This is a genomic window from Burkholderia sp. Bp8991 (genome assembly GCF_003853795.1).
In the GTDB taxonomy this organism is placed as follows: Bacteria; Pseudomonadota; Gammaproteobacteria; order Burkholderiales; family Burkholderiaceae; genus Burkholderia.
On record NZ_QTQJ01000001.1, the window covers coordinates 33,608 to 58,110 of the forward strand.

A 24,503-nucleotide genomic window follows, 5' to 3' on the forward strand; every position below is an offset into this window, starting at 1 on the left:
CGGGCCGCCCGCGTCACGCGTCGAAACCGGCCAGGTATTCGGCCCAGTGCGACGCGGGCTCCTGCGCGAGCGAATTCTTCACGAGCAGGATCTCGTCCGCATATTCGCTCGGCGTCAGGCCGCCGCGCATCAGCTGGAACCGGCAATACAGCAGGTAGGTATTGACGACGTCGGTTTCGCAATAGTTGCGGATTTCCTCGATCCGGCCATCCTGGAACGCCGGCCACACCTGGCTACCGTCCATTCCGAGCTTGCCCGGGAAGCCGCACAGCTTCGCGAGCGCGTCGAGCGGCGCATTCGCGCGCGCCTGATACATCGCGAGCACGTCCATCAGGTCGGTGTGCCGCGAGTGATAACGCGAGATGTAGTTGTTCCACTTGAACTCGCGGTCGTCCTCGCCCAGATCCCAGTAGCGCGTCGCGGGGATCCCGTGTACGAGCGCTCGGTAATGGAGCACCGGCAGATCGAAGCCGCCGCCGTTCCACGACACGAGCTGCGGCGTGTATTTCTCGATCACGCGATAGAACGACTGGACCAGCGTCGCCTCATTGTCCTGCGGCGTGCCCAACGACCGAACGCGGAAACCGTTGTTGTCGCGGAACACGCAGGAAATCGCCGCGATGCGCTGCAGGTGATGCGGCAGGAAATCGCTGCCGGTCTTCTCGCGGCGCGCGGCGAACGCATGTTCGGCCACCGCGGCATCGTCCAGCGTCGCGGGCAGGTCTTCAAGACGGCGAATGCCGTCGACATCGGGAATGGTCTCGATGTCAAAAACGAGAATCGGTGTCATCAGTTACAGAACGGCGTCCTTGCGCACGCCATTGGAGGCAAAGAACCGCTTGAGGCGCACCAGCGCTTCCTGCTGGATCTGCCGCACGCGCTCGCGCGTGAGCCCCATCTCGTCGGCCAGCTCCTCGAGCGTGGCCGGTTCGATGTGGTTCAGGCCGAAGCGGCGCTCGATCACGTGCCGATGCTTGTCGGACAGCCGCGACAGCCATGCGCGCGTGAGCGTCTCGAGTTCGCGGTGCTGCACCTCCGCGTCGGGCGACTGGCTCTGGTCGTCGGGCAGCAGATCGAGCAGGCTGCTCGCGGGATCGAGATCGAGCGGCGCGTCGAGCGACGCGGTGTGCTCGTTGAGCGCGAGGATGTCGGTGACTTCCTCGGCGGTCTTGCCGGTGAGATAGGCGATGTCGTCGATGCTGGCTTCACGGCGCTCGGCCGCCTCGCCCGTCGACATCGAATTCTTTTCGAGGTGGCGCTTCGCGCGCAGCACCTGGTTCAGTTCGCGGATCACGTGCACGGGCAGACGCACGGTGCGAGCCTGGTTCATGATCGCCCGTTCGATGCTCTGCCGGATCCACCACGTCGCGTAGGTCGAGAACCGAAAGCCACGCGTCGGATCGAATTTCTCGATCGCGTGCATCAGGCCGAGGTTGCCCTCCTCGATCAGGTCGAGCAGCGGCACGCCGCGGTTCAGGTAACCCTTCGCGATACTGACGACGAGACGCAGGTTGCGCTCGATCATCACCTGCCGCGCCTCGAATTCGCCGGCCTTCGCAAGACGCGAATAGCGCTGCTCCTCCTCGACGGTCAGGAGCGGCTTCACGCTGATACGGTTCAGGTAATGCTGGATCGTGTCGGCCGTGAGTTCGGCCTGCAGCAATGCGCGGAAATCGTCGACGTCGGGCGCGGCTTCCGCCCGGCCTTCGTGCTCGTCGTCGCCGTCCGCTTCGGCGTCGCGTGCCTCGAGATCACGTTCGTTTTCCGCGACGTCGTCTTCGTCGTCCGTCGAAGCGCCAGCTCGCTCCACCGATGCTTGCGTGGCACGACTGATCTTCTCAGATTCGGCTTGCGGCTCGTGGCGCTTCGATTTCGGCATGGTCGTCTCGGTTATTGAGGCGGCAAATACTTCAGCGGATCGACAGGTTTACCCTGCCGGCGAACCTCGAAATGCAGCATCACGCGGTCGGCATCGCTATTACCCATCTCGGCGATCTTCTGCCCCTTCGTTACCGCGTCCCCCTCTTTTACCATCAAAGCGCGATTGTGTGCATACGCCGTGAGGTAAGTTGCATCGTGTTTGATGATAATGAGGTTGCCATAGCCACGCAGGCCGTTGCCCGAGTAGACGACGCGGCCGTCGGCCGCCGCCTTCACGGCCTCGCCGGACGTGCCGCCGATATTGACGCCCTTGTTCTTCGCGTCGTCGAAACCGTTCAGCACCGGACCGCGCACGGGCCATGCGAACGTCACGGGGCCGCTCGGCGCGGCTGCCGTGTCGCTCGATGCGGCGGCAGCCGGCGGCGTGCTCGCGGACGACGAGCCCGCGGCCGGCGTCGCGGGACCGCTGCTGAGCGGCGCGGTCGCGACGGCGGCGCCGGTGATCGGTGCGGCAGCCGGCGAGCCGGCAAGCGCGGCACCGCCCGGCGGCGCGACACGCAGCAACTGGTCGACTTCGATCTGATTCGGGTTCGCCAGGTTGTTCCAGGTGGCGATGTCGCGATAGTTCTGCCCGTTCTCGAGCGCGATCCGGTACAGCGTATCGCCCGGTTTCACACGGTAGAAGCCGGGCGGCGGCGGGCCGAGCGGCACTGCCGGCTGCGCGGCGGCGGTCGTGCCGAGCGATCCGGAGCGGTCGACGACGGGCGCGTTGTCGAGCCGCGTCGCACAGGCGGCCAGCAGCGTGGAGAACGCAGCCACACAGATCGCGCGCTGGGCGAACGTGAGCGGTTCCCTGGTTCGGTTGTTTTGCATCGCGCGCAACATACTCATCGGTTTCAAATCACTCCGGATTTTAAAGGGACAAAGAAAACGCGATCAAGCCGGGACTCCCGCCATTGCGCGTGCGCGACGCGCTCGACGAGCGTGAGCACCTGGGGCTGCCCGCTCTGCGCGCCGACCGGCGCGACGAGCCGCCCGCCGATCGCGAGCTGCTCGAGCAGCGCCTGCGGCACGTCGAGCCCCGCCGCCGCGATCACGATCGCGTCGAACGGGCCCGCGGACGGCAGGCCGACACGCCCGTCGCCGTAATGCAGACGGATGTTCGGCACGCGCAGCGGCCGCAGGTTCAGCTTCGCGCGCTCGTAGAGCGGCTTGATGCGTTCAATCGAATACACGTCGCGTGCCACGTGACTCAGCACCGCGGCCTGGTAGCCGCAACCGGTGCCGATCTCGAGGACGCGCTCGAGCGTGCGGCCGGCCATCGCGAGCTCGATCATGCGCGCGACGACCGACGGCTTTGAAATCGTTTGCTGGTGGCCGATCGGCAACGCGGCATCCTCGTACGCCTGCGTCGCGAGCCCGGGATCCACGAACAGGTGGCGCGGCACCGCGGCCATCGCATCCAGCACGCGCGCGTCGGTCACGCCGTTCGCGCGCAGGCGTTCGACCATGCGCTCGCGCACACGTTCCGACGTCAGCGCGAATGCACCGGCCGGCGCGACGCTCGGCGCCGCCGGCTTCGGCATCGCGGGCTTCAGCGCGGTCGGCTTCGGTGCGCTCGCCGGCTTCGCGGCGGCCGCACCGGGCACCGTGCGGGCGACGCCCGCCTTCACCGCCACCGGCTTCAGCACGGCAGCGGGCTTGTCGACGGCCTTCGGCACCGCGCTCGCCGCATGGCGTTCACCGGCCCGGCCCTCCGATTTGCGTGGCGCTCGCTTGAGATCTTCGAGCGCGAGCGGGAACCGCTTCGCGCGCTCGCCGCTCATGAAGCCCGCCCTCCTGCGCGCGCCCATTCGCGCGTTGCAGGCAGCATTTGCGTATGCGTGAGATCGAGCTGCAGCGGCGTGATCGAGACGAAACCGTTTGCGACGGCGTGGAAATCGGTGCCTTCGCTCGCGTCCAGCGCCGCACCCGCGGCGCCGATCCAGTAGACCGGCTCGCCGCGCGGGTCGGTCTGGCGAATCACCGGCTGGGACGGGTGACGCTTGCCGAGGCGCGTGACTTGCCAGCCTTTCAGTTCGTCGTACGGCAGATTCGGAATATTGACGTTCAGCAGCGGCTGACCGGGCAGCGGATGCGCGAGAAAGTGCTCGACGATTTCCGCGGCGACGCGCGCCGCATCCGCCAGATGCGCCCAGCCCTTGTCGGCCAGCGAAAACGCGATGGCCGGCACGCCGAACATGATGCCTTCGGTGGCGGCCGCAACTGTCCCTGAATAGAGCGTGTCTTCGCCCATGTTCTGGCCGTTGTTGATCCCGGACACGACGAGGTCGGGCCGCGCGTCGGCCATCCCGGTCAGCGCGACGTGCACCGAATCGGTCGGTGTGCCGTTCACGTAGAAGAAACCCGTATTCGTCGCGCGCTGCACCGACAGCGGCCGCGACAGCGTCAGGGAATTCGACGCGCCGCTGCAATTCTGCTCGGGCGCGATCACCGTGAGGTCGGCAAGCGGCTGCAGCGCGTCGCTGAGCGCGGCGAGACCGGGGGCGAGATAGCCGTCGTCGTTGCTGAGTAGGATTCGCATCCGGCGATTGTAACCGAGGAAAGATGGCGCGAGAGCGACAGTCCGGCGGGTGCGGACAGGCCCGCACGCACGACGCGCGCGCGGTGCGCCGTCGCATCGCGCGGCGGCGTTTGCAGGTTCGGGAAAACGCGGTGCCGCCCGGGTTTTCCCCTCGAAGGGCCGCCGTGACGAGATGCCCGTTCGGCAAACCTGACGCGCAGCGCCGAGTGCGCGGCGCTCAGATCGCGCCGACCTCGCGCAGCGCGGCGATCGCCTGCGCGTCGTAGCCGAGACTGTGCAGCACCTCGTCCGTATGCTCGCCGAGTTCCGGCCCGAGCCAGCGTGTTTCGCCCGGCGTGCCGGACAGCTTCGGCGTGATGTTCGGCAGCGGAATGTCGGTGCCGTCGGCCAGCTTGAAACGCTGGATCATCTGCCGCGCGATGAACTGCGGATCGGTGAACATGTCGGCGGCGCTGTAGATGCGCCCGGCCGGCACGTCGGCCGCGTTGAGTACCGCCAGCGCGTCGTCGATCGTGCGCGGCGCGAGCCACGCGGCGATCGCGTCGTCGATCTCCTGCGTGCGCGGCACGCGGCCGTCGTTGCGAGCGAGCGCGGGATCGTCGGCGAGGTCGTCGCGTTCGATCGCCTTCATCAGCCGCTTGAAGATCGGGTCGCTGTTGCCGCCGATCACGATGCTGCCGTCGCGGCACGCGTAGGTGTTCGACGGCACGATGCCCGGCAGCGACGCGCCGGTGCGCTCGCGCACCATCCCGTACACGCCGTACTCGGGCACCACGCTTTCCATCATGTTGAACACCGCTTCGTACAGCGCAACGTCGACCACCTGCCCCGCACCGCCGTTCACGTTGCGGTGGTGGAGCGCCATCATCGCACCGATCACGCCGTGCAGCGCGGCGATCGAGTCGCCGATCGAGATGCCGATGCGCGGCGGCGGCAATTCGGGATAGCCGGTGATGTGGCGCAAGCCGCCCATCGATTCGGCGATCGCGCCGAAGCCGGGCCGGTCGCGGTACGGGCCGGTCTGCCCGTAACCGGACAGGCGCACCATCACAAGCCCGGGGTTGTCAGCCGACAGCACGTCGTAGCCGAGCCCGAGCTTCTCGAGCAGGCCCGGGCGGAAGTTTTCGATCACGATGTCGGCCTCGCGCGCGAGTTGCCGCGCGATCGTCTTGCCGGCATCGGATTTCAGGTTGAGGGTGACCGATTTCTTGTTGCGTGCCTGGACCGACCACCACAGCGACGTGCCACCCTGCTCCGGATGCAGCTTGCGCCACTTGCGCAGCGGGTCGCCGCCGTTCGGATCCTCGATCTTGATCACTTCCGCGCCGAATTCGGCAAAGAGGCGCGACGCGAACGGCCCCGCGATCAGCGTCCCGAATTCGAGCACTTTGACGCCCGCGAGCGGGCCCTGGCTGGTGCTCATGTGTCTCCCTGGCATGAGGAACGGCGCCGCCGGCCGGCGGCGCCCGGCTTACATCGTGCGGCGGTCGAGCATCGCGCGGGCGATGGTGCCCGCGTCGACGTATTCGAGTTCGCCGCCCACCGGCACGCCGCGCGCGAGGCGCGTGACCGCGAGCCCGCGCGCCTTCAGCGTCTGGCCGAGGTAGTGCGCGGTGGCTTCGCCCTCGTTCGTGAAGTTGGTCGCGAGCACGACCTCCTTGACGACACCGTCGGACGCACGCCGCACGAGGCGGTCGAAATGGATTTCCTTCGGGCCGATCCCGTCGAGCGGGCTCAGCCGCCCCATCAGCACGAAATACAGCCCGCGGTACGTCATCGTCTGCTCGAGCATGATCTGGTCGGCCGGCGTCTCGACGACGCACAGCAGCGTCGGATCACGCTCCTCGTCGCTGCACACCTCGCAGATCTGCGCCTCCGTGAAGGTATTGCACTTCTCGCAGTGCTGCAGGTGCTCGGTCGCGAACAGCAACGACCGGCCGAGCCGTTCCGCGCCCTCCCGATCGTGCTGCATCAGGTGGTACGCCATGCGTTGCGCGGATTTCGGCCCGACGCCGGGCAATACGCGCAACGCTTCGACGAGCGCGGACAGGGCGGACGGCTGTTTCATACGGCGGCTGAAAGCTGAACGGAGGCTGCGCTCAGAACGGCAGCTTGAAACCCGGGGGCAGCGGCAGGCCCGACGTCATGCCGCTCATCTTTTCCTGCGACGTCGCTTCGGCCTTGCGCACCGCATCGTTGAACGCGGCCGCGACCAGATCCTCGAGCATGTCCTTGTCGTCCGCGAGCAGGCTCGGGTCGATCGCCACGCGACGCACTTCGTTGCGGCAGGTCATCGTCACCTTGACGAGGCCGGCACCCGACTGCCCTTCGACTTCGATCTGCGCAAGCTGCTCCTGCATCTTCTTCATGTTTTCCTGCATTTGCTGCGCTTGCTTCATCAGTCCGGCGAGGTTGCCTTTCAACATGGGAATACTCCTTCTTGATCGTGTGAAAACCGGCACGCGGCGCGTGCCGGTCAATGTGTGCGGGCGTGATTGTGCCTGTCGCAGTGCGATTCGTTCAATGCAGCGTCGGCGGCGTGCCGTCCGGCGCCGGATCGGCGAGCGGCCGCACCGAGCCTTCGACGATACGCGCGCCGAAGTCACGCACGAGCTGCTGGACGAACGGATCGCCATGGATGTCCTGCTCTGCCTCGCGCTGGCGTGCCGCACGTGCAGCCGCATCGAGTGCCGCCGCGGTGCGCCGCGCGGGCCCGACCTCGACCGCGACCTCGACGGCCTTGCCGAGCGCATCGGCCAGGGCCGCCTTCAGTTTCGCGACCTGGGCGGCGTCCGCATACTGCGGCACCGGCACGGACAGTTTCAACGTCGTCGCGTCGACGGCCGTCAGCTCGCTGTTGAATGCAAGCTGATACGCGACGCCCTTCAGCGGCAACCGCGCGGCCAGCGCCGGCCATTCGCCGTCGAAGCCGACCGGGTCGAGCGCGATCGCGGGCGGCAGCGGGCGCGTGTCGACCGGCGCGGACGGACGGGACTCCACTGCCTTCGGCGCAATGCGCACGTCGTCGGGGCCGCTGTCGAACACGGGCACGAAGCCGTCGTCCGCCGCACCGCCGAACATCTCGTCGGCGCTGAGCGGCACATATTCGTCCGGCGGAATGTCTTCCCACGGCGGCGGGGCCTGACGCGTGTCGGCAACCTGCGGCGCGCGGGCCGCCGCGCGCGGCGTCGGTACCTGCACGGCAGGACGCGATGCCGCCGGCTTTTCGACGGCCGGCTGGGCCGCCGCCGGCTTGGGCGCGGCGCCCGCACGCGCGCGGTCGGACGACACGCGCATGCCGGCGTTGCGCAGCACGTCGAGTGCGGCAGCTGCACCGCCGCGGGCAGACGGGCGCGCGGCGGGTTCGGCCGGCGCAGCACGCGGCGCCGGTTCGGCAGGCAGCGCAGGTTCGTCGTTGCGCTTGGCGGCGGCAACCGGCGGTTCAGGTTCGTTGCGGACAGCCGGCGGTGCATCGCTCGGCGGTACCGCCTGAGGTGCCGGGATCGCTTGCGGCTGCGGTGCGGCCGGCGCTGCGGTCGCAGCCGATGTTGCCGCGGATGCAGATTCAGATGCCGGTGTCGAAACAGCCTTCACTGCCGGCGCAATCGCCGCATCGTCGGACTGGACCGCTGCCGGACGCGCAGCGGGCGCAGCCGCTTGCGGACGTGCGGCCGCCACGGCTGCCGGCTGCGGCGCCGACGACTTGGGTGCCGCAGCCGACGCAACGGCAGCGGCCGCACGCGGCGCGGATGCTGGTGCAGGCACGGCACGCGGCACGGCAGGCTGACCTCCCGGCGCACTGCCGGCGCCGACGGCCGGCTCGAACGCGAGCATCCGCAGCAACGTCATCGTGAAGCCGGCGTATTCGTCCGGCGCAAGGCCGAGCTCCGCGCGCCCGACCGTCGCGATCTGGTAGAACAGCTGAACCTGCTCGGGGCTCAGCGTCTCCGCGAAGCGGCGCAGATCGGCCGCTTCCGGCCATTCGTCGAGCACCGACCCCGGCGCGAACTGCGCCCAGGCGATCCGGTGCAGCAGGCTGGCGAGATCCTGCAGCGCGGTGGAAAAGGACAGGCTGCGCAGCGACATCTCGTCGGCGATCGCGAGGATCTCGGGGCCGGCGCCGGCCGCGAGCGCATCGAGCAGGCGCACCATGTAAGTCTGGTCGAGCGCGCCGAGCATGCCCGAGACCGCCGATTCGGTCACTTCGTTCGCCGAGTACGCGATCGCCTGGTCGGTCAGCGACAGCGCATCGCGCATGCTGCCCTGCGCGGCGCGCGCGAGCAGACGCAGCGCCTGCTGCTCGAACGAGATCTGCTCTTCGCCGAGGATCCGTTCGAGGTGCGACACGATGTGCCCGGCCGGCATCTGCTTCAGGTTGAACTGCAGGCAGCGCGACAGCACGGTGACGGGAATCTTTTGCGGATCGGTGGTCGCGAGGATGAACTTGACGTGCGGCGGCGGCTCCTCGAGCGTCTTCAGCATCGCGTTGAACGCGTGGTTCGTCAGCATGTGCACTTCGTCGATCATGTAGACCTTGAAGCGCGCATCGACGGGCGCGTACACCGCGCGCTCGAGCAGCGCGGCCATTTCGTCGACGCCGCGGTTGCTCGCGGCATCCATTTCGACGTAGTCGACGAAGCGGCCTTCGTCGATCTCGCGGCACGCGCGGCACACGCCGCACGGCTGCGACGTGACGCCGGTTTCACAGTTGAGCGCCTTCGCGAAGATCCGCGACAGCGTCGTCTTGCCGACGCCGCGGGTTCCGGTAAACAGATAGGCGTGATGGAGACGCCCGCCGTCGAGCGCGTGCGTGAGCGCCCTGACGACGTGCTCCTGGCCGACGAGCGAAGCGAAATCCTTCGGACGCCACTTGCGTGCGAGAACTTGATAGGTCATCGGGAAATTGTATCAGTAACGCTGCGTCGCGCCGACACGCGAAACGGTGCCGAAAACGAGCAAGACGCAGGTAAAACGGAGAATGACGCAGAAATAAAAAACGCCCGGCGAACGGGGCGAGAGGAAAGGTGACGAGCCCGACCCTCGGCACTGGCAGAAAACGATTGTGGCTGCTTCGTTCCCGACCTGACCAGGTTCACCGCCCCACCATGCGAGGAGGCCCGTCACGGCATATTCTATCACCGCTTCCGGCCAAATGCGACCGTTTGTTCGCAACAATGCGCACGATCGAGCGAACCGGCGCGCGTACGGGCTTGTCGATCCAGCGCGAACAGCCGGACAGATTCCGCGATGGAGACCGTGACTCTTGTATTTTGCGAGGCGGCCTCCACGTTCGGATCACAACGGTCGAACGGCGCGTCGTACCCCTACTCGCGTAGCGGCTACTATCGCCGCCCGCAGCAGATAGCAATTTAGGCTAATATGACGCCCGAACGACCCGCGAGCCGCGCCAAGCAGCGCTTACGCCCCTCCTTCCGGGGAGCGGAGTGACCTGCCGCAGCGGCCGGCAGCCGACAGGCCGCCGGAGCGCCGCAACGCGCCAAGCAGGCAGTCCCCGAACCGTAAGAGGTATTGACCCAATGAGCGAACAGATCAAACACATCAGCGACGCATCGTTCGAACAGGACGTCGTCAAATCCGACAAGCCCGTGCTCGTCGACTTCTGGGCCGAATGGTGCGGCCCGTGCAAGATGATCGCCCCGATCCTCGACGAAGTCGCGAAGGACTACGGCGACAAGCTGCAGATCGCGAAGATCAACGTCGACGACAACCAGGCAACGCCTGCGAAGTTCGGCGTGCGCGGCATCCCGACGCTGATCCTGTTCAAGAACGGCGCGGCGGCCGCACAGAAGGTCGGTGCGCTGTCGAAGTCGCAACTCACCGCATTCCTGGACAGCCACCTGTAATACCGGCCGTTCCGCGGACGTGTTGTCAACCGACAACACGTCCCCCGTCAAGCCGCCGATCGGCCGCTCAGGCGCGAATCGGCGTATGCTAGAATCAAAAAACGTCTACAAGACGCATTAAGTCTCAGAGCGCCTCCGCTCGCCCCTCCTCCCTTATTTCTTTTCGTCGCTTCTCCTCCCTGGCGGGTTCTCCGTATGCATTTATCCGAGCTCAAGTCTCTGCACGTGTCCGAACTGATCGAAATGGCCAATGGCCTGGAGATCGAAAACGCGAACCGCCTGCGCAAGCAGGAGCTGATGTTCGCCATTCTCAAAAAGCGCGCCAAGACGGGAGAGACGATCTTCGGCGACGGTACGCTCGAAGTGCTGCCGGACGGCTTCGGCTTCCTGCGCTCGCCGGAAATGTCGTACCTCGCGAGCACCGACGACATCTACATCAGCCCGTCGCAGATCCGCCGCTTCAACCTGCACACCGGCGACACCATCGAAGGTGAAGTCCGCACGCCGAAGGACGGCGAGCGCTACTTCGCGCTGGTGAAGGTCGACAAAGTCAACGGGCAGCCGCCCGAGGCCTCGAAACACAAGATCATGTTCGAGAACCTCACGCCGCTGCACCCGAACAAGCCGCTGTCGCTCGAACGCGAAATGCGCGGCGAAGAAAACGTCACGGGCCGCATCATCGACATGATCGCGCCGATCGGCAAGGGCCAGCGCGGCCTGCTCGTCGCGTCGCCGAAGTCGGGCAAGACCGTGATGCTCCAGCACATCGCACACGCGATCAAGCAGAACCATCCGGACGTCATCCTGTTCGTGCTGCTGATCGACGAGCGCCCCGAAGAAGTGACCGAAATGCAGCGCTCGGTCGCCGGCGAAGTGATCGCATCGACCTTCGACGAACCGGCCACGCGTCACGTGCAGGTCGCCGAAATGGTGATCGAGAAGGCCAAGCGCCTCGTCGAAATGAAGCACGACGTCGTGATCCTGCTCGACTCGATCACGCGTCTCGCCCGCGCCTACAACACCGTGATCCCGGCGTCGGGCAAGGTGCTGACGGGCGGTGTCGACGCGAACGCGCTGCAGCGTCCGAAGCGCTTCTTCGGTGCCGCGCGCAACATCGAGGAAGGCGGCTCGCTGACGATCATCGGCACCGCGCTGATCGAGACCGGCAGCCGCATGGACGACGTGATCTACGAAGAGTTCAAGGGCACCGGCAACATGGAAGTGCACCTCGAGCGCCGTCTCGCGGAAAAGCGCGTCTATCCGTCGATCAACCTGAACAAGTCGGGCACGCGCCGCGAAGAAATGCTGATCAAGCCCGAGATCCTGCAAAAGATCTGGGTGCTGCGCAAGTTCATCCACGACATGGACGAAGTCGAGGCGATGGAGTTCCTGCTCGACAAGATCCGCCAGACGAAGAGCAATTCCGAGTTCTTCGACCTGATGCGCCGCGGCGGCTGATCGCCCTCGCCCCGCACCGAACGGCCGCCCGCGCGTTTCGCCCGGCGGCCGTTTTTTCGCGCCAACCTGTACGTGAACGTACAGGTTGATCTATAATCGCGCCATCGTCCCGACCGAAGCCCCTGCCATCCCGATGCCGAACGACGCCTCCCCCTCGTTGCTGACCGTGAGCGACGCCGCGTCGCGGCTCGGCGTCACGCCGCGCACGCTGAAGTACTACGAAGAGCGCGGACTCGTCACGCCGTCGCGCAGCGGCGGCCGCTATCGCCTGTACGACGAAGCCGATCTCGAACGCTTCGCCCGCATCCTGCGGCTGCGCGCGCTCGGCTTTTCGCTGCACGGCATCACCGAGATGCTCAAGCGCCCGCTGGAAGAAACGGGCGATGGTCGGCGCCGCTATTCGGACGCATCGTTGCGCGAGATCCGCTCGGGGCTCGCCGAACAGATCGACACGCTCGACCAGCGGATCGCGGCCGTCCAGCGCGAGTTGAAGGAAGCGGTCGCGCTGCGCAAGGAACTGCAGCACGACATCGACTACGTCGAACGGCGCCTCGCCGGCGAAAACCCCGACGCGCTGATCGCGCAACGGCAGGCCGAGGCCGGCGCGCGGCGTACGCGCAAGGACCGGGAATGAACGTCGCGCCGGGTCGCTCGCCGCTATGGAGCCGCGCGAACCTGCGCGCGGACCTGTTCCCGTGGGCGCTCGCGCTCGTCACCGGCATCGACTATTTCGACAACGCGGCCTTCTCGTTCTTCGCGAGCTACATCGCGGGCGGCGTCAACGCATCGCCCGACGAACTCGTGTGGTCGTCGAGCGCGTATGCGGTCACGGCCGTGCTCGGCATCCTGCAGCAGCAATGGTGGGTCGACCGGCTCGGGCATCGCCGCTACGTCGCCAGCTGCATGCTGATGTTCTCGTTCGGCGCGATCGCGGCCGCGCTCGCCGACACGTCGCTCGAACTCGCGTTCGCGCGCGGCTTCCAGGGCTATTTCATCGGCCCGATGATGGGTGCCTGCCGGATCCTGATCCAGGTCAGCTTCAAGCCGCAGGAGCGGCCGCCCGCCACGCGCGCGTTCCTGATCATGATCCTGCTCGGCAGCGCGCTCGCGCCGATCGCCGGCGGGCTGCTCGTCGCGCATTCGACGTGGCGCGCGCTGTTCGCCTGCACCGCGCCCGCGGGCATCGCGTTCGCGATCCTCGCGCTGCTCACGCTCCCCGACTCCGGCAGGACGCCCGACGACGAACGCGGCTCCGGGCATTTCTGGCCATACGTCGTGTTCGCGCTCGCGCAAGGCGCGCTGCAGATCGTGCTGCAGCAGGTGCACTACCAGCTCTACAGCGGCTCGCCGATGCTGATCCTGCTGACGATCGCCGGCCTCGGCGCGCTCGCGTGGTTCGCCCATCACCAGTGGAACCATCCGACGCCGCTCGTGCGGCTGCACGCGTTTCGCGAGCGCACGTTCCAAGTCGGGCTGCTGCTGTACATGTTCTATTACTACGAGTCGACGGGCTTCAGCTACCTGACGTCCCGCCTGCTCGAAGGCGGGCTCGGCTATCCGGTCGAGAACGCCGGGCGCCTGGTCGGCACGATGTCGCTGATCTCGGCCACCGCTCTGTTCGCCTACCTGCGCCATGCGAAGCGCGTCACGCACAAGAAGTGGTTCGTCGTGCCGGGGTTCGCGATCGCGGTCACGGCCGCGCTGTGGATGACGCGGATGACGCCCCAGGTCGGCGAGGCCGCGCTGATCGTCCCGCTGCTGCTGCGCGGGCTGTTGCTGCTGTTCATCGTGCTGCCCGTCGCGAACCTGACGTTCCGCATATTCGCGATCGACGAATACACGCACGGCTACCGGCTGAAGAACATCGTGCGGCAATTGACGATCTCGTTCGCGACGTCGTCGGTGATCATCGTCGAGCAACATCGGCTGGCCCTGCACCAGACGCGGCTCGTCGAGCGCGCGAACGTGTTCGATCCGCTGTTCCAGCAGACCGTCGACGCCCTCACGCGCGGTTATGCGGCCGCCGGCCATGCGCTGAACGAGGCGCACGTGCTCGCGATCGCATCGATCGCGCGGATGGTCGCGCAACAGGCGTCGTTCCTCGCGTCGCTCGACGGTTTCTATTTCCTCGCGGGTGTCGCGCTGGTCGGCGGCCTGTTCGCGGCATGGCAAAAAGAGATCGATTGAGTTAAAAGACAGGCTTTGGATTTCCCCGCGCTGCTTCCATGCTCTCGAAACTGACCCGCTGGTTCGACGACCGCCGCCGCGACCGCGCGCTGCGCAGCCACCCGATTCCCGATGCGCTGTGGCAGGACACCGTCGCACGCCTGCCGTTCCTCGATGCGCTGACGCCCGGCGACCTGGGCCGCCTGCGCGAGCTGACGAGCCTGTTCATCGCGAAGAAATCGTTTTCGACCGCGCACGGGCTCGAGCTGACCGACGAGATGATCGTCGCGATCGCCGCGCAGGCGTGCCTGCCCGTGCTGAATCTCGATCTGTCGTTGTACGACGGCTGGGTCGGCGTCGTCGTGTATCCGGGCGAATTCGTGATCCGCAAGACCGTGCAGGACGAGGACGGCGTCGTCCATGAAGTCGAGCAGGACGCGAGCGGCGAAGCGTGGGAAGGCGGGCCGGTGATCCTGTCGTGGGAAGACGCGCAGATGACGGACGGCCGCGACGCGTACAACGTCGTGATCCACGAGTTCGCGCACAAGATCGACATGGTCAACGGCGAGGCCGACGGCTATCCGCCCCTCTTTCGCCGCTGGCACGCGCCGCACCTCGACGCGCAGGCGTGGGCCGACGTGTTCGAGCACGCGTACGACCAGTTCTGCGCGCGCGTCGATGCGGTGCCGGATCGCGCGTGGGCGCGCTTCGAGCGCGACTCGCTGATCGATCCCTATGCGGCCGATCACCCGTCGGAGTTCTTCGCGGTGTGCAGCGAGGCGCTGTTCGTGCGACCGCGCGCGTTCGAGTCCGAATTTCCGGAGCTCTACCGGCTGCTCGCCCGCTATTACCGGCAGGATCCGGCCCACACGGGCGCCCTCGACGCGTGATGAAAATTATTCGTCAACCGTCTGATTTTCTGGCATAATCGCCGTTTTTCGACCTTAGGCAAGTGGCTCGCGCCGGGCTTGACGTCGGCTGAAATCGCGCAAATGTGTGCGGTCCGGCACGGCAAGCGGCGGGTTGGCTACCGCTCTCACCAAGGAACATCATGAAACCTGGCATTCACCCGGACTACCGCGAAGTCGTCTTCCAAGACATGTCGAACGGCTTCAAGTTCATCACGCGCTCGACGATCCAGACGCGTGAAACCATCGAACACGAAGGCAAGACCTACCCGCTCGCCAAGATCGAAGTGTCGTCGGAATCGCACTCGTTCTACACGGGTCAACAAAAGATCATGGACACGGCAGGCCGTGTCGAGAAGTTCAAGAACAAGTTCGGCGTTCGCGCCAACGGCAAGGCGAAGTAAGCTTCGCACCGTTCCGGTGGTTGCAATGCACCGGTACCGCACGAAAGGGCAGCCCAGGCTGCCCTTTTTTGTCGCCGCTCGCCGGGAAACGCCGCACGGCGGCCGGGGCCGGGCAATCGTCTGACGCGCAACGGCCGGCGCGTCTACAATGCCGGATGCTCGAATCCGCACCGTCGGCGCATGACCGCACCGGCCGCCCGCCCATAACAAATCGCTCATCTGCATGAAGCCTGTCGTTCGCCTCACCGCCTCCGCCACGCGCGCGCTGCCGCGCTGGCTGCTGCTCACGCTCTGCCTCGTCTACGCGGCGTTCGGCCTGTTCGGCCGCGACCCGTGGAAGAACGAGGACGCGGCGGGCTTCGGCGTGATGTGGACGATGGCCACCGGCGGCTGGCACGACTGGCTGCTGCCGAATCTCGTCGGCAAGTTCATCACGACCGACGGGCCGCTCGCCTACTGGCTCGGCGCGCTGTCGATCCGCGCGCTGGCGCCGTGGGTCGACGCGAGCAACGCGTCGCGCGTCGACACGGGCGTCCTGTTCTGCGTCGCGTGCGCGTTCGTCTGGTACGCGGCCTATCTGCTCGGCCGGCGTGCGGAGGTCCAGCCGTTCAAGTACGCATTCGGCGGCGAGCCGGAGCCGCGCGACTACGGCCGCACGCTCGCCGACGGCGCGCTGCTGGTCCTCGTCGCATGCTTCGGGCTCGCGGAGCGCGGCCACGAAACGACGCCGCAACTCGCGCAGTTCGCGTGGATCGCGATGTTCGTGTACGGCATCGTGCGCGGCATCGACAAGCCGCTGCAAGGTGCGCTGTGGTGGGGCGCCGCGATCGGCCTGGTCGCACTGTCCGGCAACCCGGTGCTGGTCGTCGCGCTGCTCGCCGGCACGGCCGCGCTGTGGCTCGTCACGCCGGAGATGCGCAACCTGCGCCTGCCGCTGATCGGCCTGCCGCTCGCGGCCGCGATCTTCGCGCTGTGGCCGCTCGCCGCCTTTCAGGCAGCGCCGGACGACGCCGCGTGGTTCTTCAACCAGTGGATCCACGGCAGCCTGATGCGCTTCTCGGGCCCGCCGACCGCGGTGCTCGCCTATGCGGCGAAGAACCTTCCGCTGTTCACGTGGCCCGCGTGGCCGCTCGCGATCTGGGCCTGGTGGAGCTGGGCCGGCATGCGGCGCCGCGCGCACATCGCGATTCCACTGTCGGTCGTGGTACCGCTCGTCGCGCTCGTGATCCTGCAGAGCCAGCAGTCGAACCGCATGTACATGCTGTTGCTGCCGCCGCTCGCGGTGCTCGCCACCTTCGCGCTGCCGACCCTCAAGCGCGGCGCGATCAACGCGTTCGACTGGTTCGCGGTGCTGAGCTTCACGATCCTCGGCACCTTCGTGTGGCTCGTGTGGCTCGCGTCGCTCACCGGCTTCCCGCATCCGCTCGCGCGCAACCTCGCGCGCCTCGTGCCGGGCTACGAACCGCACTTCAAGATCCTGTCGTTCGTCTGCGCGGTGATCGTCACCGTGTGCTGGTGCCTGCTCGCGCGCTGGCGCGTCTCGCGCCAGCCGAAGGTGCTGTGGCGCAGCGTCGTGCTGTCGGGTGCGGGCACCACGCTGATGTGGGTGCTGCTGATGACGCTGTGGCTGCCGATCGTCAACTACGGCCGGACCTACAGCGACGTCGCGCAACAGATCGCGTCGCACCTGCCGAAAGACTATGAGTGCATCTCGCCCGTGCGGCTCGGCGATGCGCAGATCGCGACCTTCGCGTATTTCGGCGACATGCACTTCGAATTCTCGGGCGACTGCGACGTGATCCTGCGCCAGGACCGCGCCGACTTCGGCGAGCCGAGCGCGATGTCGCAATACGTGTGGCGTCTCGTATGGGAAGGCCGCCGCGTGGCCGACCGCGACGAGCGCTTCCGCCTGTACGAGCGCATCGAGCGGCCGGCGGCGCCCGTCAAGCGCCGTGGCCCACGCCACCGGGCGGTCGATTGACGATGTTCGCCGACATCCGCCGGATCGTCGGCCTCGCGTGGCCGGTGCTCGTCGGCCAGCTCGCGATCATCGCGTTCGGCGTGATCGACACGGCGATGGTCGGCCGCTACTCTGCCATCGACCTCGCCGCGCTCGGGCTCGGTTCGTCGATCTACGTGTCGGTCTACATCGGGTTGACGGGCATCCTGTCCGCGCTGCAGCCGATCACCGGGCAGCTGTACGGCGCGCGGCGCTACGCCGAGATCGGCGAGGAAGTCCGCCAGGCGCTGTGGCTCGCGCTGATGCTCGCGGTGCCCGGCTTCCTGCTGCTGCATTTTCCCGAACCGCTGCTGCACATCGCCCACGCGCCGCCCGCGTTGCACGACCGCACGGTCGATTACCTGCGAATCCTGTCGTACGGCCTGCCGGCGAGCCTCGTGTTCCGGATCTACAACGCGCTGACCAACGCGGCCGGCAAGCCGCGCCTCGCGATGATCCTGCAGGTCGGCGCGCTGCTGCTCAAGTTTCCGCTCAACGTGTGGTTCATCTTCGGCGGGCTCGGCGTGCCGGCCCTCGGCGGCCCCGGTTGCGGGCTCGCCAGTACGCTGATCAACTGGGCGCTCGCGCTGATCGGCTTCATGCTGCTCGCGAAGCTCGACGTGTTCTCGCCGCTTTCGATCTTCTCGCGCTTTTGCTGGCCCGTCTGGGCGCGCCAGAAGGCGATCCTGAAGCTCGGCGTGCCGATGGGCCTGTCGTACCTGATCGAGGTCACGTCGTACACGTGCATGGCGCTCTTCATCGCGCAGTTCGGCACGACGACGCTCGCCGGCCACCAGATCGCCGGCAACATCGGCGCGGTGCTGTACATGACGCCGCTGTCGATCGGGGTCGCGGCGTCGACGCTGGTGGCCCGCGCGCTCGGTGCCGGCCGCCCGGACGAGGCGCGGCTGCTCGGCCGGCACAGCGTGATGCTCGCGTGCGGGATCGCGGCCGCGTACGGCGTGCTCGTGTTCACGCTGCGTCCGCTGATCGTCAGCGGCTACACGCCGAATCCGGCCGTGGCCGCCGCCGCGCTGCCGCTGGTCGCGATCGTCACCTGCTACCACTTCTTCGACGCGCTGCAGATCACGTCCGCCTTCGTGCTGCGCGCGTACAAGGTCGCGGTCGTGCCGACCGTGATCTATGCGGTCGCGCTGTGGGGCGTCGGACTTGGCGGCGGCTACGTGCTCGGCTTCGACGTCGGCGGCCTCGCCCCCGCCTGGCTGACCGGCGCGCGCGGCTTCTGGTTCGCGAACACGATCAGCCTGATGCTGGCGGGCGCGGGCCTCGCGCTCTACCTGCGCCACGTCAGCCGCGCGCAACCGGCCGTCGGCGCATACGGCGCATGACGCACGGCGTGCGGCCTACGCGTCCTCCAGCACGTCGGCCGCGTGGTACGAGGACCGCACGAGCGGTCCGGCAACGACTTCCCTGAAACCGAGCGCCAGCCCCTCGTCGCGCCACGCGGCGAACGCCTCGGGGCTCACGTAGCGTCGCACCGGCAGATGGTGCGCGGACGGCGCGAGATACTGGCCGAGCGTCAGCACGTCGACCTCATGCGCGCGCAGGTCGCGCAGCGTGTCCCGCACCTCGTCGTCGCACTCGCCGAGCCCGAGCATCAAGCCCGATTTCGTCACGAGCGTCGGCCGCGCGGCCTTCGCGTGCGCGAGCAGTTCGAGCGAGCCGCGATAGTCGGCGCCCGGCCGCGCCGCCCGATACAGCGACGGCACCGTCTCGATGTTGTGATTGAACACGTCCGGCCACGCCGACGACAACGCATCGAGCGCACGCGCGACGCGGCCGCGGAAATCGGGCGTCAGCACCTCGACGCCGATGCCCGGCACGCTCGCGCGCACCGCCGCGATGCAGGCGGCGAAATGCGCGGCGCCGCCGTCGCGCAGGTCGTCGCGATCGACCGACGTGATCACGACGTAGCGCAGCCCGAGCGCCGCGACCGCGGCCGCGAGCCGCGCGGGCTCGTCGGCATCGAGCGGCTCGGGACGGCCGTGCGCGACGTCACAGAACGGGCAGCGCCGCGTGCACAGCCCGCCCATGATCATGAAGGTCGCGGTGCGCTGCGCGAAGCATTCGCCGATGTTCGGGCACATCGCCTCCTCGCAGACGGAATGCAGCCGATGCTCGCGCAGCACGGCCGCCATGTCGGCGACCGCCCCGCTCATCATCGGCCGCGCCCGCAGCCACGGCGGCTTCGGCAGCGCCGCGCCGCCCGCGGGCTCGACGCGCACCGGAATGCGCGCGAGCTTGTCGCGGCTGCGCGCGCCCGGCTGGCCGAGCGCGGTGAGGCTGGGTCGTTCGAGCGCGGCGGTCATCGTCAGTCTCCGAGGAACGCGACGATCAGGCGGTTCACGTCGGCAGCCGCCTCCATCTGCACCATGTGGCCGCTGCCGGCGATCACCTCGGCACGCACGCCGTCCGGCAAGCCCTGCGCGTGCCGCGCCGGAATCACCTGGTCGCGCTCGCCCCAGATCACGAGCGTGCGCGGCGCGAGCGACCCGACGCGGTCGCGGAACACGCGCCGCTGGGCCGCACCGTCGAACGCGGCGCTCGCGATCTTCTCCAGCGCGGCCTGCACGCCTTCGAGCCGCTTGTACTTGACGAGATCCTCGACCAGTTGCCGCGTGACGAGCGCGTGGTCCGCGAACAGCGCGCCGAGGTGCGGCTTCAGCGTGTTGCGGCTGTTGCCGGCGACGAAGCCGTCGATGTAATCGCGGTTGATGTCGGCGCCGAGCCCAGCACTCGCGATCAGCGTCAGCGATGCGACGCGCTCCGGCGCGCTGTCGGCCAACGTCATCGCCACCGCGCCGCCCATCGAATGGCCGATCAGGTGCGCGCGCTCGATGTGCTGCGCATCGAGCAGCGCGAGCACCGCATCGGCCAGTTCGTCGAGGCTGCCGGTGTCGACTGCCTTGCCCGACTCGCCATGCCCCGGCAGATCGAGCGCCCAGACGGGCCGGTGCGCGGCGAGCTCCGCGTGGTTGAACAGCCAGTTGTTGAGGTCGCCGCCGAAGCCGTGGATCAGCACGGCGGGCGTGCCCGAGCCGTCGCCGAGCTTCAGGAACCGGACCGTGCGTCCGCCGATCTGCGCCTTCTCGGGCTGCGGGCCGGCCGCATCGTCGGCGGCCGCGGCCGGCACGAAATCGCGCTGGAATTCGGCGATCGCCGCGTCGATGTCGGCATCGCTCGCCTCGGCCGCGGCCACCACGCCGAGCAGCGCGCCGACGGGCAGCGTCTCGCCCTCCTGCGCGACCTGCCGGCGCAGCGTGCCGTCGAACGCGCACTCGACGCCCGACGAGATCTTGTCGGTCTCGACGTCGAGCACTTCGTCGCCCTTCGTCACGCGCTCGCCGATCGCCTTCAGCCAGCCGTTGACCTGCCCCTGCTCCATCGACAGCCCCCACTTGGGCATCGTGATCATGTGAATCGACATCGTGTCAGCTCCTGGTCTTGAGTACCGCCTGCGCGATCGCGTCGGCGGACGGGATGTAAAGGTCTTCCAGCACGCCGGCGAACGGCGCGGGCGTATGCGGCGCGGTGACGAGCTCGATCGGCGCCTTGAGCGTCCGGAACGCGCGCTGTGCGACGAGCGCGGCGATGTCGGTCGCGATCGAGCAGCGCGGGTTCGCTTCATCGACCACCACCACGCGCCCGGTGCGCGCCGCGCTTTCAAGGATCGTTTCCTCGTCGAGCGGCGACGTCGTACGCAGGTCGATCACGTCGACGTGAATGCCGTCCTTCGCGAGCTTCGCGGCCGCGTCGGTCGCGAGATGCACCATCCGGCCGTACGTGACGATCGTCGCGTCGTCGCCTTCGCGCACGACGTTCGCCTCGCCGAACGGAATCGCATAGGATTCCTCAGGTACATCGCCTTCGCGCGTGTAGAGCAGCTTGTGTTCGAGGAAGATCACGGGATCGTTGTCGCGGATCGACTGGATCAGCAGCCCCTTCGCGTCGTAAGGCGTCGACGGGCACACGACCTTCAGCCCCGGAATGTGCGTAAACAGCGACGTGAGCATCTGCGAATGCTGCGCGGCCGCGCGCAGGCCCGCGCCGTACATCGCGCGGATCACGACCGGCGTCACGGCCTTGCCGCCGAACATATAGCGGAATTTCGCGGCCTGGTTGAAGATCTGGTCGAAGCACACGCCCATGAAATCGATGAACATCAGCTCCGCGACGGGCCGCATCCCGCATGCGGCCGCGCCGACCGCCGCGCCGATGTAGCCGCCTTCCGACAGCGGCGTATCGAGCACGCGGCCCGGAAACTTGTGAAACAGCCCCTTCGTCACGCCGAGCACGCCGCCCCATGCGTCGTCCTCGCCCGGCGCACCCGCGCCGCCCGCGTTGTCCTCGCCCATCACGATCACGCTGTCGTCGCGCGCCATTTCCTGCGCGAGCGCCTCGTTGATCGCCTGCGAATAAGTGATCTTCCTTGCCATGTCTGTCTCCTGGGATATTCGGTTCGCCGTGCCGGCTGCGCCGGCCGCCGGCAGCTGTGTCAGAGCGCGCTCACGGGTACGACACGTACACGTCGGTCAGCAGGTCGGCCGCGTCGGGCAGCGGCGCGGCCTTCGCCTGCGCGACCGCATCGTCGATCAGCGCCTTCACCTGCGCATCGACCGCGCGCAGATCGTCGGTCGTCAGCACCTCGGCACGCACGACGCGCGCTTCGAAATGCTTCAGGCAGTCCTTCTCGTCGCGCAGCTTCTGCACTTCGCCCGGCGCGCGGTAGGTCTGCGCATCGCCTTCGAAATGGCCGAAGTAGCGCGTGAACTTCACCTCGACGAGCGTCGGGCCGCCGCCGTTGCGCGCGCGCGCGACGGCCTCGCCGAGCGCCTCGTGCACCGCGAAGAAGTCGAAGCCGTCGACGATCACGCCCGGCATCCCGAAGCCGTTCGCGCGGTCCGCGATGTTGTCCGTCGCGACCGACCAGCTCGACGACGTCGCTTCCGCATAGCCGTTGTTCTCGGCCACGAAGATCGCCGGCAGGCGCCACACCGACGCGAGGTTCATCGATTCGAAGATCACGCCCTGGTTCGACGCGCCGTCGCCGAAGAAGCACACGCCGACGCCGCCGGTCTTCTTGTGCTTGGCCGCGAGCGCCGCGCCGCACACGAGCGGGCCGCCCGCGCCGACGATCCCGTTCGCGCCGAGCATCCCCATCGCCAGGTCGGCGATGTGCATCGAGCCGCCCTTGCCGTGGCAGACGCCCGTTTTCTTGCCGTAGATCTCGGCCATCATCCCGTGCACGTCAACGCCTTTCGCGATGCAGTGGCCGTGCCCGCGGTGCGTGGTGGCGACGTAGTCCGCAAGTCCGAGATGCAGCATCGTGCCGACCGCGGAAGCCTCCTCGCCCGCGTACAGGTGAACGAAGCCGGGGATTTCGCCGGTCGCGAACTCGACGTGCAGGCGCTCCTCGAATTCGCGGATCGTGCGCATCAGCCGGTAGGCGTCCAGCAGCGTGTCCCTGCTGAGCTGTGTCGAAACGGTCATGTGTGTCTCCTGGATAGGTCTGACTGCGAATGCCGCCGCGACAATGCTGCGGCGACGGATTGCATGGCGGCCCTGCGGCCGTCAGTGAAACGTGACGCGCCCGTCGACGCGCGCGGCCCGCATGCGCGCGATGGCGACCGGTTCGTCGAAACGGGCTGTCATGGCGAAGTCTCCTTGTAGAAGGTTCGGAATCCGATCGAGATGTCGTCGCGAAGCCGCGATCAGAAGCGCCACGCGCCGGCATCGCGCAACAGCTGCCGCGACGACGCGTAACGCAGCGTGCGGCCGACATCGACCGTCAACGGCCCGCGCCAGTCGAGCGCGATCTCGTAGCGCTCGCCGCGCGCGACCTCGATCTCGCGCTCGCCGTCGAACGCGAGCGTGCCGTGCTCGAACGGGATCGTCTGCCACGCATTCGGCTCGAGCCGCTCGCAGCTGCGCATCACGACACGATCGACGCGGCCGGGCGCGATCGGCGCGACGAGCGGCGTGCCGGCGGTCTTGCCGTCGGCGGCGAAGCGCATCGCGAGCCCGTGCGGCGCGCTGCGCTCGAGCGGGGCCCACGCGCCGCCGAGCGCGGACAGGCCGATGCCGTCCGGCTCCGCAAACGTCAGGTAGAGCGTGTCGATGTCGTCGGGCCCCGAGATCGCGCGCGCACCGATGAAGCGCTGGCGGGCCGCGCATACGTCGACGAGCGCGATCTCCTCGCGCCCCGCGTTCGCGCCCGCCGCGCAGCGCACGACGAGCCGCTTGTTGCGCATGAACGCGACCTCCGCCGGCACGGCGCCGGTCGCGGCAAGTCCTGCCGCGACGCCCGCGACGGTCGCTTCGCGATGTTCGGGAAACGCATTGTTGGTGCCGGTGGACAGCGCGACGAGCGGCGTCGCGCCGCAATGCGCGGCGACCGCGCGATGCGTGCCGTCGCCGCCGAGCACGACGATCAGCGCGACTTCCAACCGTCGCATGTAGGCGGCACCGGCCTGCGTGTCGGCGACGGTGTCCGAGATCGGCAGGTCGACGAATTCGACGTCGGGCCAGCGCTCGTGCGGCGCGACCGCGCGATGCGTATCGAGCGCACGCATCAGCAGCGTCGCGATGCCCGTCTTGTCGCGCAAGGTCAGCACGCGCTCGACGCCCATCGCACCGAGGCCGGCGAGCAGGCGCACGACCATGTTGGCCTTTTCCGCCGTCGGGAATACGGATGCATGCGTCGTCAGGCGGCGAATGTCGCGCCCCGATGCGGGGTTCGCGATCACGCCGACGGTCACGGGCGTCGTCACGGGCTTGTCTCCATCCAGTGGGCCGGCGCTCGCGCGCCGGCCTTGCATGTGTCGTCCGCCGTCATCGAGGGCAGCGGATCGTCGTCGCCGACGCGATTGCGCCGGCTTGCCCGTGACATCTGCAAGCGGCGTGCCACCGTGTGTGCAATGACCGCGAAACCCGCGTGCGGACTGGCTCGGCCGGTACGCCAGGCATCGGCATCTGCTGCCGCGAGCGCCCGACGCCCTGCGAAACCGCCCGTGTGTCTCACGCGGTCGATCTCCTGGCGCGCCGGTTTCGGCGCCTTCATCCGGACCGCAATTTCGCCGGCAGGCCACGCGGCTCGCGGCGCGGCGCGCACCGCCGTGCGCCGGCCCACCGTTGCGCGCGGCCTGCCCGCGCGTCTCAGCCGCGCGAGACCGGCTGAGATACCGCTGAGACGACCGTCTCACGCCGCGCGCGTGCTGC

The 24,503-nt window shown here is 68.0% G+C and carries 23 protein-coding genes and 1 other RNA gene; 8 read left to right on the forward strand and 16 right to left on the reverse strand.

Translation table 11 applies throughout. The features are described 5' to 3' along the window. Window positions 1-13 precede the first annotated feature (13 nt). The 10 genes from DIE02_RS00155 to ffs all read right to left on the reverse strand — a co-directional run bounded on the left by DIE02_RS00155 (window position 14) and on the right by ffs (window position 9,587). Entirely contained in the window at window positions 14-790 is a 777-nt protein-coding gene (locus DIE02_RS00155) for a 3'-5' exonuclease (protein ID WP_044848977.1), read from the reverse strand. 3 nt (window positions 791-793) lie between these two features. Continuing rightward, on the reverse strand, window positions 794-1,879 hold the full coding sequence (gene rpoS, locus DIE02_RS00160; protein ID WP_040144287.1) for an RNA polymerase sigma factor RpoS: 1,086 nt from the start codon (window positions 1,877-1,879) through the stop codon (window positions 794-796). An 11-nt stretch (window positions 1,880-1,890) separates the two neighbouring features. Next, window positions 1,891-2,772 (reverse strand): peptidoglycan DD-metalloendopeptidase family protein, encoded by an 882-nt coding sequence (locus DIE02_RS00165; protein ID WP_044848976.1) that lies wholly within the window; start codon window positions 2,770-2,772, stop codon window positions 1,891-1,893. 5 nt (window positions 2,773-2,777) lie between these two features. Continuing rightward, window positions 2,778-3,707 carry a protein-L-isoaspartate(D-aspartate) O-methyltransferase gene (locus tag DIE02_RS00170; RefSeq protein WP_044848975.1) on the reverse strand — a complete coding sequence of 310 codons (930 nt, stop codon included), beginning with the start codon at window positions 3,705-3,707 and terminating at the stop codon, window positions 2,778-2,780. Continuing rightward, entirely contained in the window at window positions 3,704-4,465 is a 762-nt protein-coding gene (gene surE, locus DIE02_RS00175) for a 5'/3'-nucleotidase SurE (protein WP_124486298.1), read from the reverse strand. Before surE ends, DIE02_RS00170 begins: the two co-directional genes overlap by 4 nt. A 217-nt stretch (window positions 4,466-4,682) precedes the next feature. Further along, window positions 4,683-5,888, reverse strand: coding sequence for a CaiB/BaiF CoA-transferase family protein (locus DIE02_RS00180; RefSeq protein WP_124486297.1), 1,206 nt, complete (start codon window positions 5,886-5,888; stop codon window positions 4,683-4,685). A gap of 48 nt (window positions 5,889-5,936) precedes the next feature. Further along, entirely contained in the window at window positions 5,937-6,533 is a 597-nt protein-coding gene (recR, locus tag DIE02_RS00185) for a recombination mediator RecR (RefSeq protein ID WP_044847271.1), read from the reverse strand. Between the two features lie 31 nt (window positions 6,534-6,564). Further along, window positions 6,565-6,891: a YbaB/EbfC family nucleoid-associated protein gene (locus tag DIE02_RS00190; protein WP_006755698.1), complete on the reverse strand. Its 327-nt coding sequence runs from the start codon at window positions 6,889-6,891 to the stop codon at window positions 6,565-6,567. A gap of 94 nt (window positions 6,892-6,985) precedes the next feature. Further along, the gene (locus DIE02_RS00195) at window positions 6,986-9,361 is read right to left on the reverse strand and encodes a DNA polymerase III subunit gamma/tau (RefSeq protein WP_124486296.1); all 2,376 of its coding nucleotides are present in this window, start codon (window positions 9,359-9,361) and stop codon (window positions 6,986-6,988) included. Between the two features lie 127 nt (window positions 9,362-9,488). Then, window positions 9,489-9,587: signal recognition particle sRNA small type (gene ffs, locus DIE02_RS00200), an RNA gene on the reverse strand. 415 nt (window positions 9,588-10,002) lie between these two features. Here ffs and trxA point away from each other — a divergent pair. From trxA to DIE02_RS00245, 8 genes are all read left to right on the forward strand, one after another. After that, on the forward strand, window positions 10,003-10,329 hold the full coding sequence (trxA, locus tag DIE02_RS00205) for a thioredoxin TrxA (protein ID WP_006402348.1): 327 nt from the start codon (window positions 10,003-10,005) through the stop codon (window positions 10,327-10,329). A 195-nt stretch (window positions 10,330-10,524) separates the two neighbouring features. After that, window positions 10,525-11,787, forward strand: a complete 1,263-nt coding sequence (gene rho / locus DIE02_RS00210; RefSeq protein WP_006478662.1) for a transcription termination factor Rho — start codon at window positions 10,525-10,527, stop codon at window positions 11,785-11,787. Window positions 11,788-11,920: 133 nt separating this feature from the next. Then, entirely contained in the window at window positions 11,921-12,421 is a 501-nt protein-coding gene (locus DIE02_RS00215; protein ID WP_124486295.1) for a MerR family transcriptional regulator, read from the forward strand. Then, the gene (locus tag DIE02_RS00220) at window positions 12,418-13,974 is read left to right on the forward strand and encodes an MFS transporter (protein WP_124486294.1); all 1,557 of its coding nucleotides are present in this window, start codon (window positions 12,418-12,420) and stop codon (window positions 13,972-13,974) included. The genes DIE02_RS00215 and DIE02_RS00220 overlap by 4 nt, the downstream gene beginning before the upstream one ends. A gap of 38 nt (window positions 13,975-14,012) precedes the next feature. Next, window positions 14,013-14,843 (forward strand): zinc-dependent peptidase, encoded by an 831-nt coding sequence (locus DIE02_RS00225; protein WP_124486293.1) that lies wholly within the window; start codon window positions 14,013-14,015, stop codon window positions 14,841-14,843. Window positions 14,844-15,004: 161 nt separating this feature from the next. Next, window positions 15,005-15,265: a type B 50S ribosomal protein L31 gene (locus DIE02_RS00230; RefSeq protein WP_044847266.1), complete on the forward strand. Its 261-nt coding sequence runs from the start codon at window positions 15,005-15,007 to the stop codon at window positions 15,263-15,265. 223 nt (window positions 15,266-15,488) lie between these two features. Next, window positions 15,489-17,246 (forward strand): glycosyltransferase family 39 protein, encoded by a 1,758-nt coding sequence (locus DIE02_RS00240; protein WP_124486291.1) that lies wholly within the window; start codon window positions 15,489-15,491, stop codon window positions 17,244-17,246. A gap of 2 nt (window positions 17,247-17,248) precedes the next feature. Continuing rightward, the gene (locus DIE02_RS00245) at window positions 17,249-18,613 is read left to right on the forward strand and encodes an MATE family efflux transporter (protein WP_124486290.1); all 1,365 of its coding nucleotides are present in this window, start codon (window positions 17,249-17,251) and stop codon (window positions 18,611-18,613) included. A 15-nt stretch (window positions 18,614-18,628) separates the two neighbouring features. Here the strand turns inward: DIE02_RS00245 and lipA are convergent, their stop codons facing one another. From lipA to DIE02_RS00270, 6 genes are all read right to left on the reverse strand, one after another. After that, window positions 18,629-19,594, reverse strand: coding sequence for a lipoyl synthase (gene lipA, locus DIE02_RS00250; RefSeq protein ID WP_124486289.1), 966 nt, complete (start codon window positions 19,592-19,594; stop codon window positions 18,629-18,631). A gap of 2 nt (window positions 19,595-19,596) precedes the next feature. Continuing rightward, entirely contained in the window at window positions 19,597-20,712 is a 1,116-nt protein-coding gene (locus DIE02_RS00255) for an acetoin dehydrogenase dihydrolipoyllysine-residue acetyltransferase subunit (RefSeq protein ID WP_124486288.1), read from the reverse strand. A gap of 4 nt (window positions 20,713-20,716) precedes the next feature. Continuing rightward, window positions 20,717-21,721: an alpha-ketoacid dehydrogenase subunit beta gene (locus tag DIE02_RS00260; RefSeq protein ID WP_044847261.1), complete on the reverse strand. Its 1,005-nt coding sequence runs from the start codon at window positions 21,719-21,721 to the stop codon at window positions 20,717-20,719. A 70-nt stretch (window positions 21,722-21,791) separates the two neighbouring features. Then, complete coding sequence (locus DIE02_RS00265; RefSeq protein WP_044847260.1) at window positions 21,792-22,775, reverse strand: thiamine pyrophosphate-dependent dehydrogenase E1 component subunit alpha; 984 nt, start codon at window positions 22,773-22,775, stop codon at window positions 21,792-21,794. 81 nt (window positions 22,776-22,856) lie between these two features. Beyond that, the gene (locus tag DIE02_RS35385) at window positions 22,857-23,009 is read right to left on the reverse strand and encodes a hypothetical protein (RefSeq protein ID WP_185500396.1); all 153 of its coding nucleotides are present in this window, start codon (window positions 23,007-23,009) and stop codon (window positions 22,857-22,859) included. After that, window positions 22,997-24,055 carry an ATP-NAD kinase family protein gene (locus tag DIE02_RS00270; RefSeq protein ID WP_124486287.1) on the reverse strand — a complete coding sequence of 353 codons (1,059 nt, stop codon included), beginning with the start codon at window positions 24,053-24,055 and terminating at the stop codon, window positions 22,997-22,999. Before DIE02_RS00270 ends, DIE02_RS35385 begins: the two co-directional genes overlap by 13 nt. Between the last annotated feature and the right edge of the window lie 448 nt (window positions 24,056-24,503).

What these genes read in the sequence shown, in the direction of transcription:
- DIE02_RS00265 (WP_044847260.1), bottom strand. Translation starts at nt 22,775, where the DNA reads ATGACCGTTTCGACACAGCTCAGCAGGGACACGCTGCTGGACGCCTAC.
- DIE02_RS00245 (WP_124486290.1), top strand. Translation starts at nt 17,249, where the DNA reads ATGTTCGCCGACATCCGCCGGATCGTCGGCCTCGCGTGGCCGGTGCTC.
- DIE02_RS00220 (WP_124486294.1), top strand. Translation starts at nt 12,418, where the DNA reads ATGAACGTCGCGCCGGGTCGCTCGCCGCTATGGAGCCGCGCGAACCTG.
- DIE02_RS00225 (WP_124486293.1), top strand. Translation starts at nt 14,013, where the DNA reads ATGCTCTCGAAACTGACCCGCTGGTTCGACGACCGCCGCCGCGACCGC.
- rpoS (WP_040144287.1), bottom strand. Translation starts at nt 1,879, where the DNA reads ATGCCGAAATCGAAGCGCCACGAGCCGCAAGCCGAATCTGAGAAGATC.
- DIE02_RS00180 (WP_124486297.1), bottom strand. Translation starts at nt 5,888, where the DNA reads ATGAGCACCAGCCAGGGCCCGCTCGCGGGCGTCAAAGTGCTCGAATTC.
- DIE02_RS00195 (WP_124486296.1), bottom strand. Translation starts at nt 9,361, where the DNA reads ATGACCTATCAAGTTCTCGCACGCAAGTGGCGTCCGAAGGATTTCGCT.
- recR (WP_044847271.1), bottom strand. Translation starts at nt 6,533, where the DNA reads ATGAAACAGCCGTCCGCCCTGTCCGCGCTCGTCGAAGCGTTGCGCGTA.
- DIE02_RS00170 (WP_044848975.1), bottom strand. Translation starts at nt 3,707, where the DNA reads ATGAGCGGCGAGCGCGCGAAGCGGTTCCCGCTCGCGCTCGAAGATCTC.
- rho (WP_006478662.1), top strand. Translation starts at nt 10,525, where the DNA reads ATGCATTTATCCGAGCTCAAGTCTCTGCACGTGTCCGAACTGATCGAA.
- DIE02_RS00230 (WP_044847266.1), top strand. Translation starts at nt 15,005, where the DNA reads ATGAAACCTGGCATTCACCCGGACTACCGCGAAGTCGTCTTCCAAGAC.
- DIE02_RS00255 (WP_124486288.1), bottom strand. Translation starts at nt 20,712, where the DNA reads ATGTCGATTCACATGATCACGATGCCCAAGTGGGGGCTGTCGATGGAG.
- DIE02_RS00240 (WP_124486291.1), top strand. Translation starts at nt 15,489, where the DNA reads ATGAAGCCTGTCGTTCGCCTCACCGCCTCCGCCACGCGCGCGCTGCCG.
- DIE02_RS00260 (WP_044847261.1), bottom strand. Translation starts at nt 21,721, where the DNA reads ATGGCAAGGAAGATCACTTATTCGCAGGCGATCAACGAGGCGCTCGCG.
- DIE02_RS00190 (WP_006755698.1), bottom strand. Translation starts at nt 6,891, where the DNA reads ATGTTGAAAGGCAACCTCGCCGGACTGATGAAGCAAGCGCAGCAAATG.
- lipA (WP_124486289.1), bottom strand. Translation starts at nt 19,594, where the DNA reads ATGACCGCCGCGCTCGAACGACCCAGCCTCACCGCGCTCGGCCAGCCG.
- DIE02_RS00165 (WP_044848976.1), bottom strand. Translation starts at nt 2,772, where the DNA reads ATGAGTATGTTGCGCGCGATGCAAAACAACCGAACCAGGGAACCGCTC.
- DIE02_RS00155 (WP_044848977.1), bottom strand. Translation starts at nt 790, where the DNA reads ATGACACCGATTCTCGTTTTTGACATCGAGACCATTCCCGATGTCGAC.
- DIE02_RS00215 (WP_124486295.1), top strand. Translation starts at nt 11,921, where the DNA reads ATGCCGAACGACGCCTCCCCCTCGTTGCTGACCGTGAGCGACGCCGCG.
- surE (WP_124486298.1), bottom strand. Translation starts at nt 4,465, where the DNA reads ATGCGAATCCTACTCAGCAACGACGACGGCTATCTCGCCCCCGGTCTC.
- trxA (WP_006402348.1), top strand. Translation starts at nt 10,003, where the DNA reads ATGAGCGAACAGATCAAACACATCAGCGACGCATCGTTCGAACAGGAC.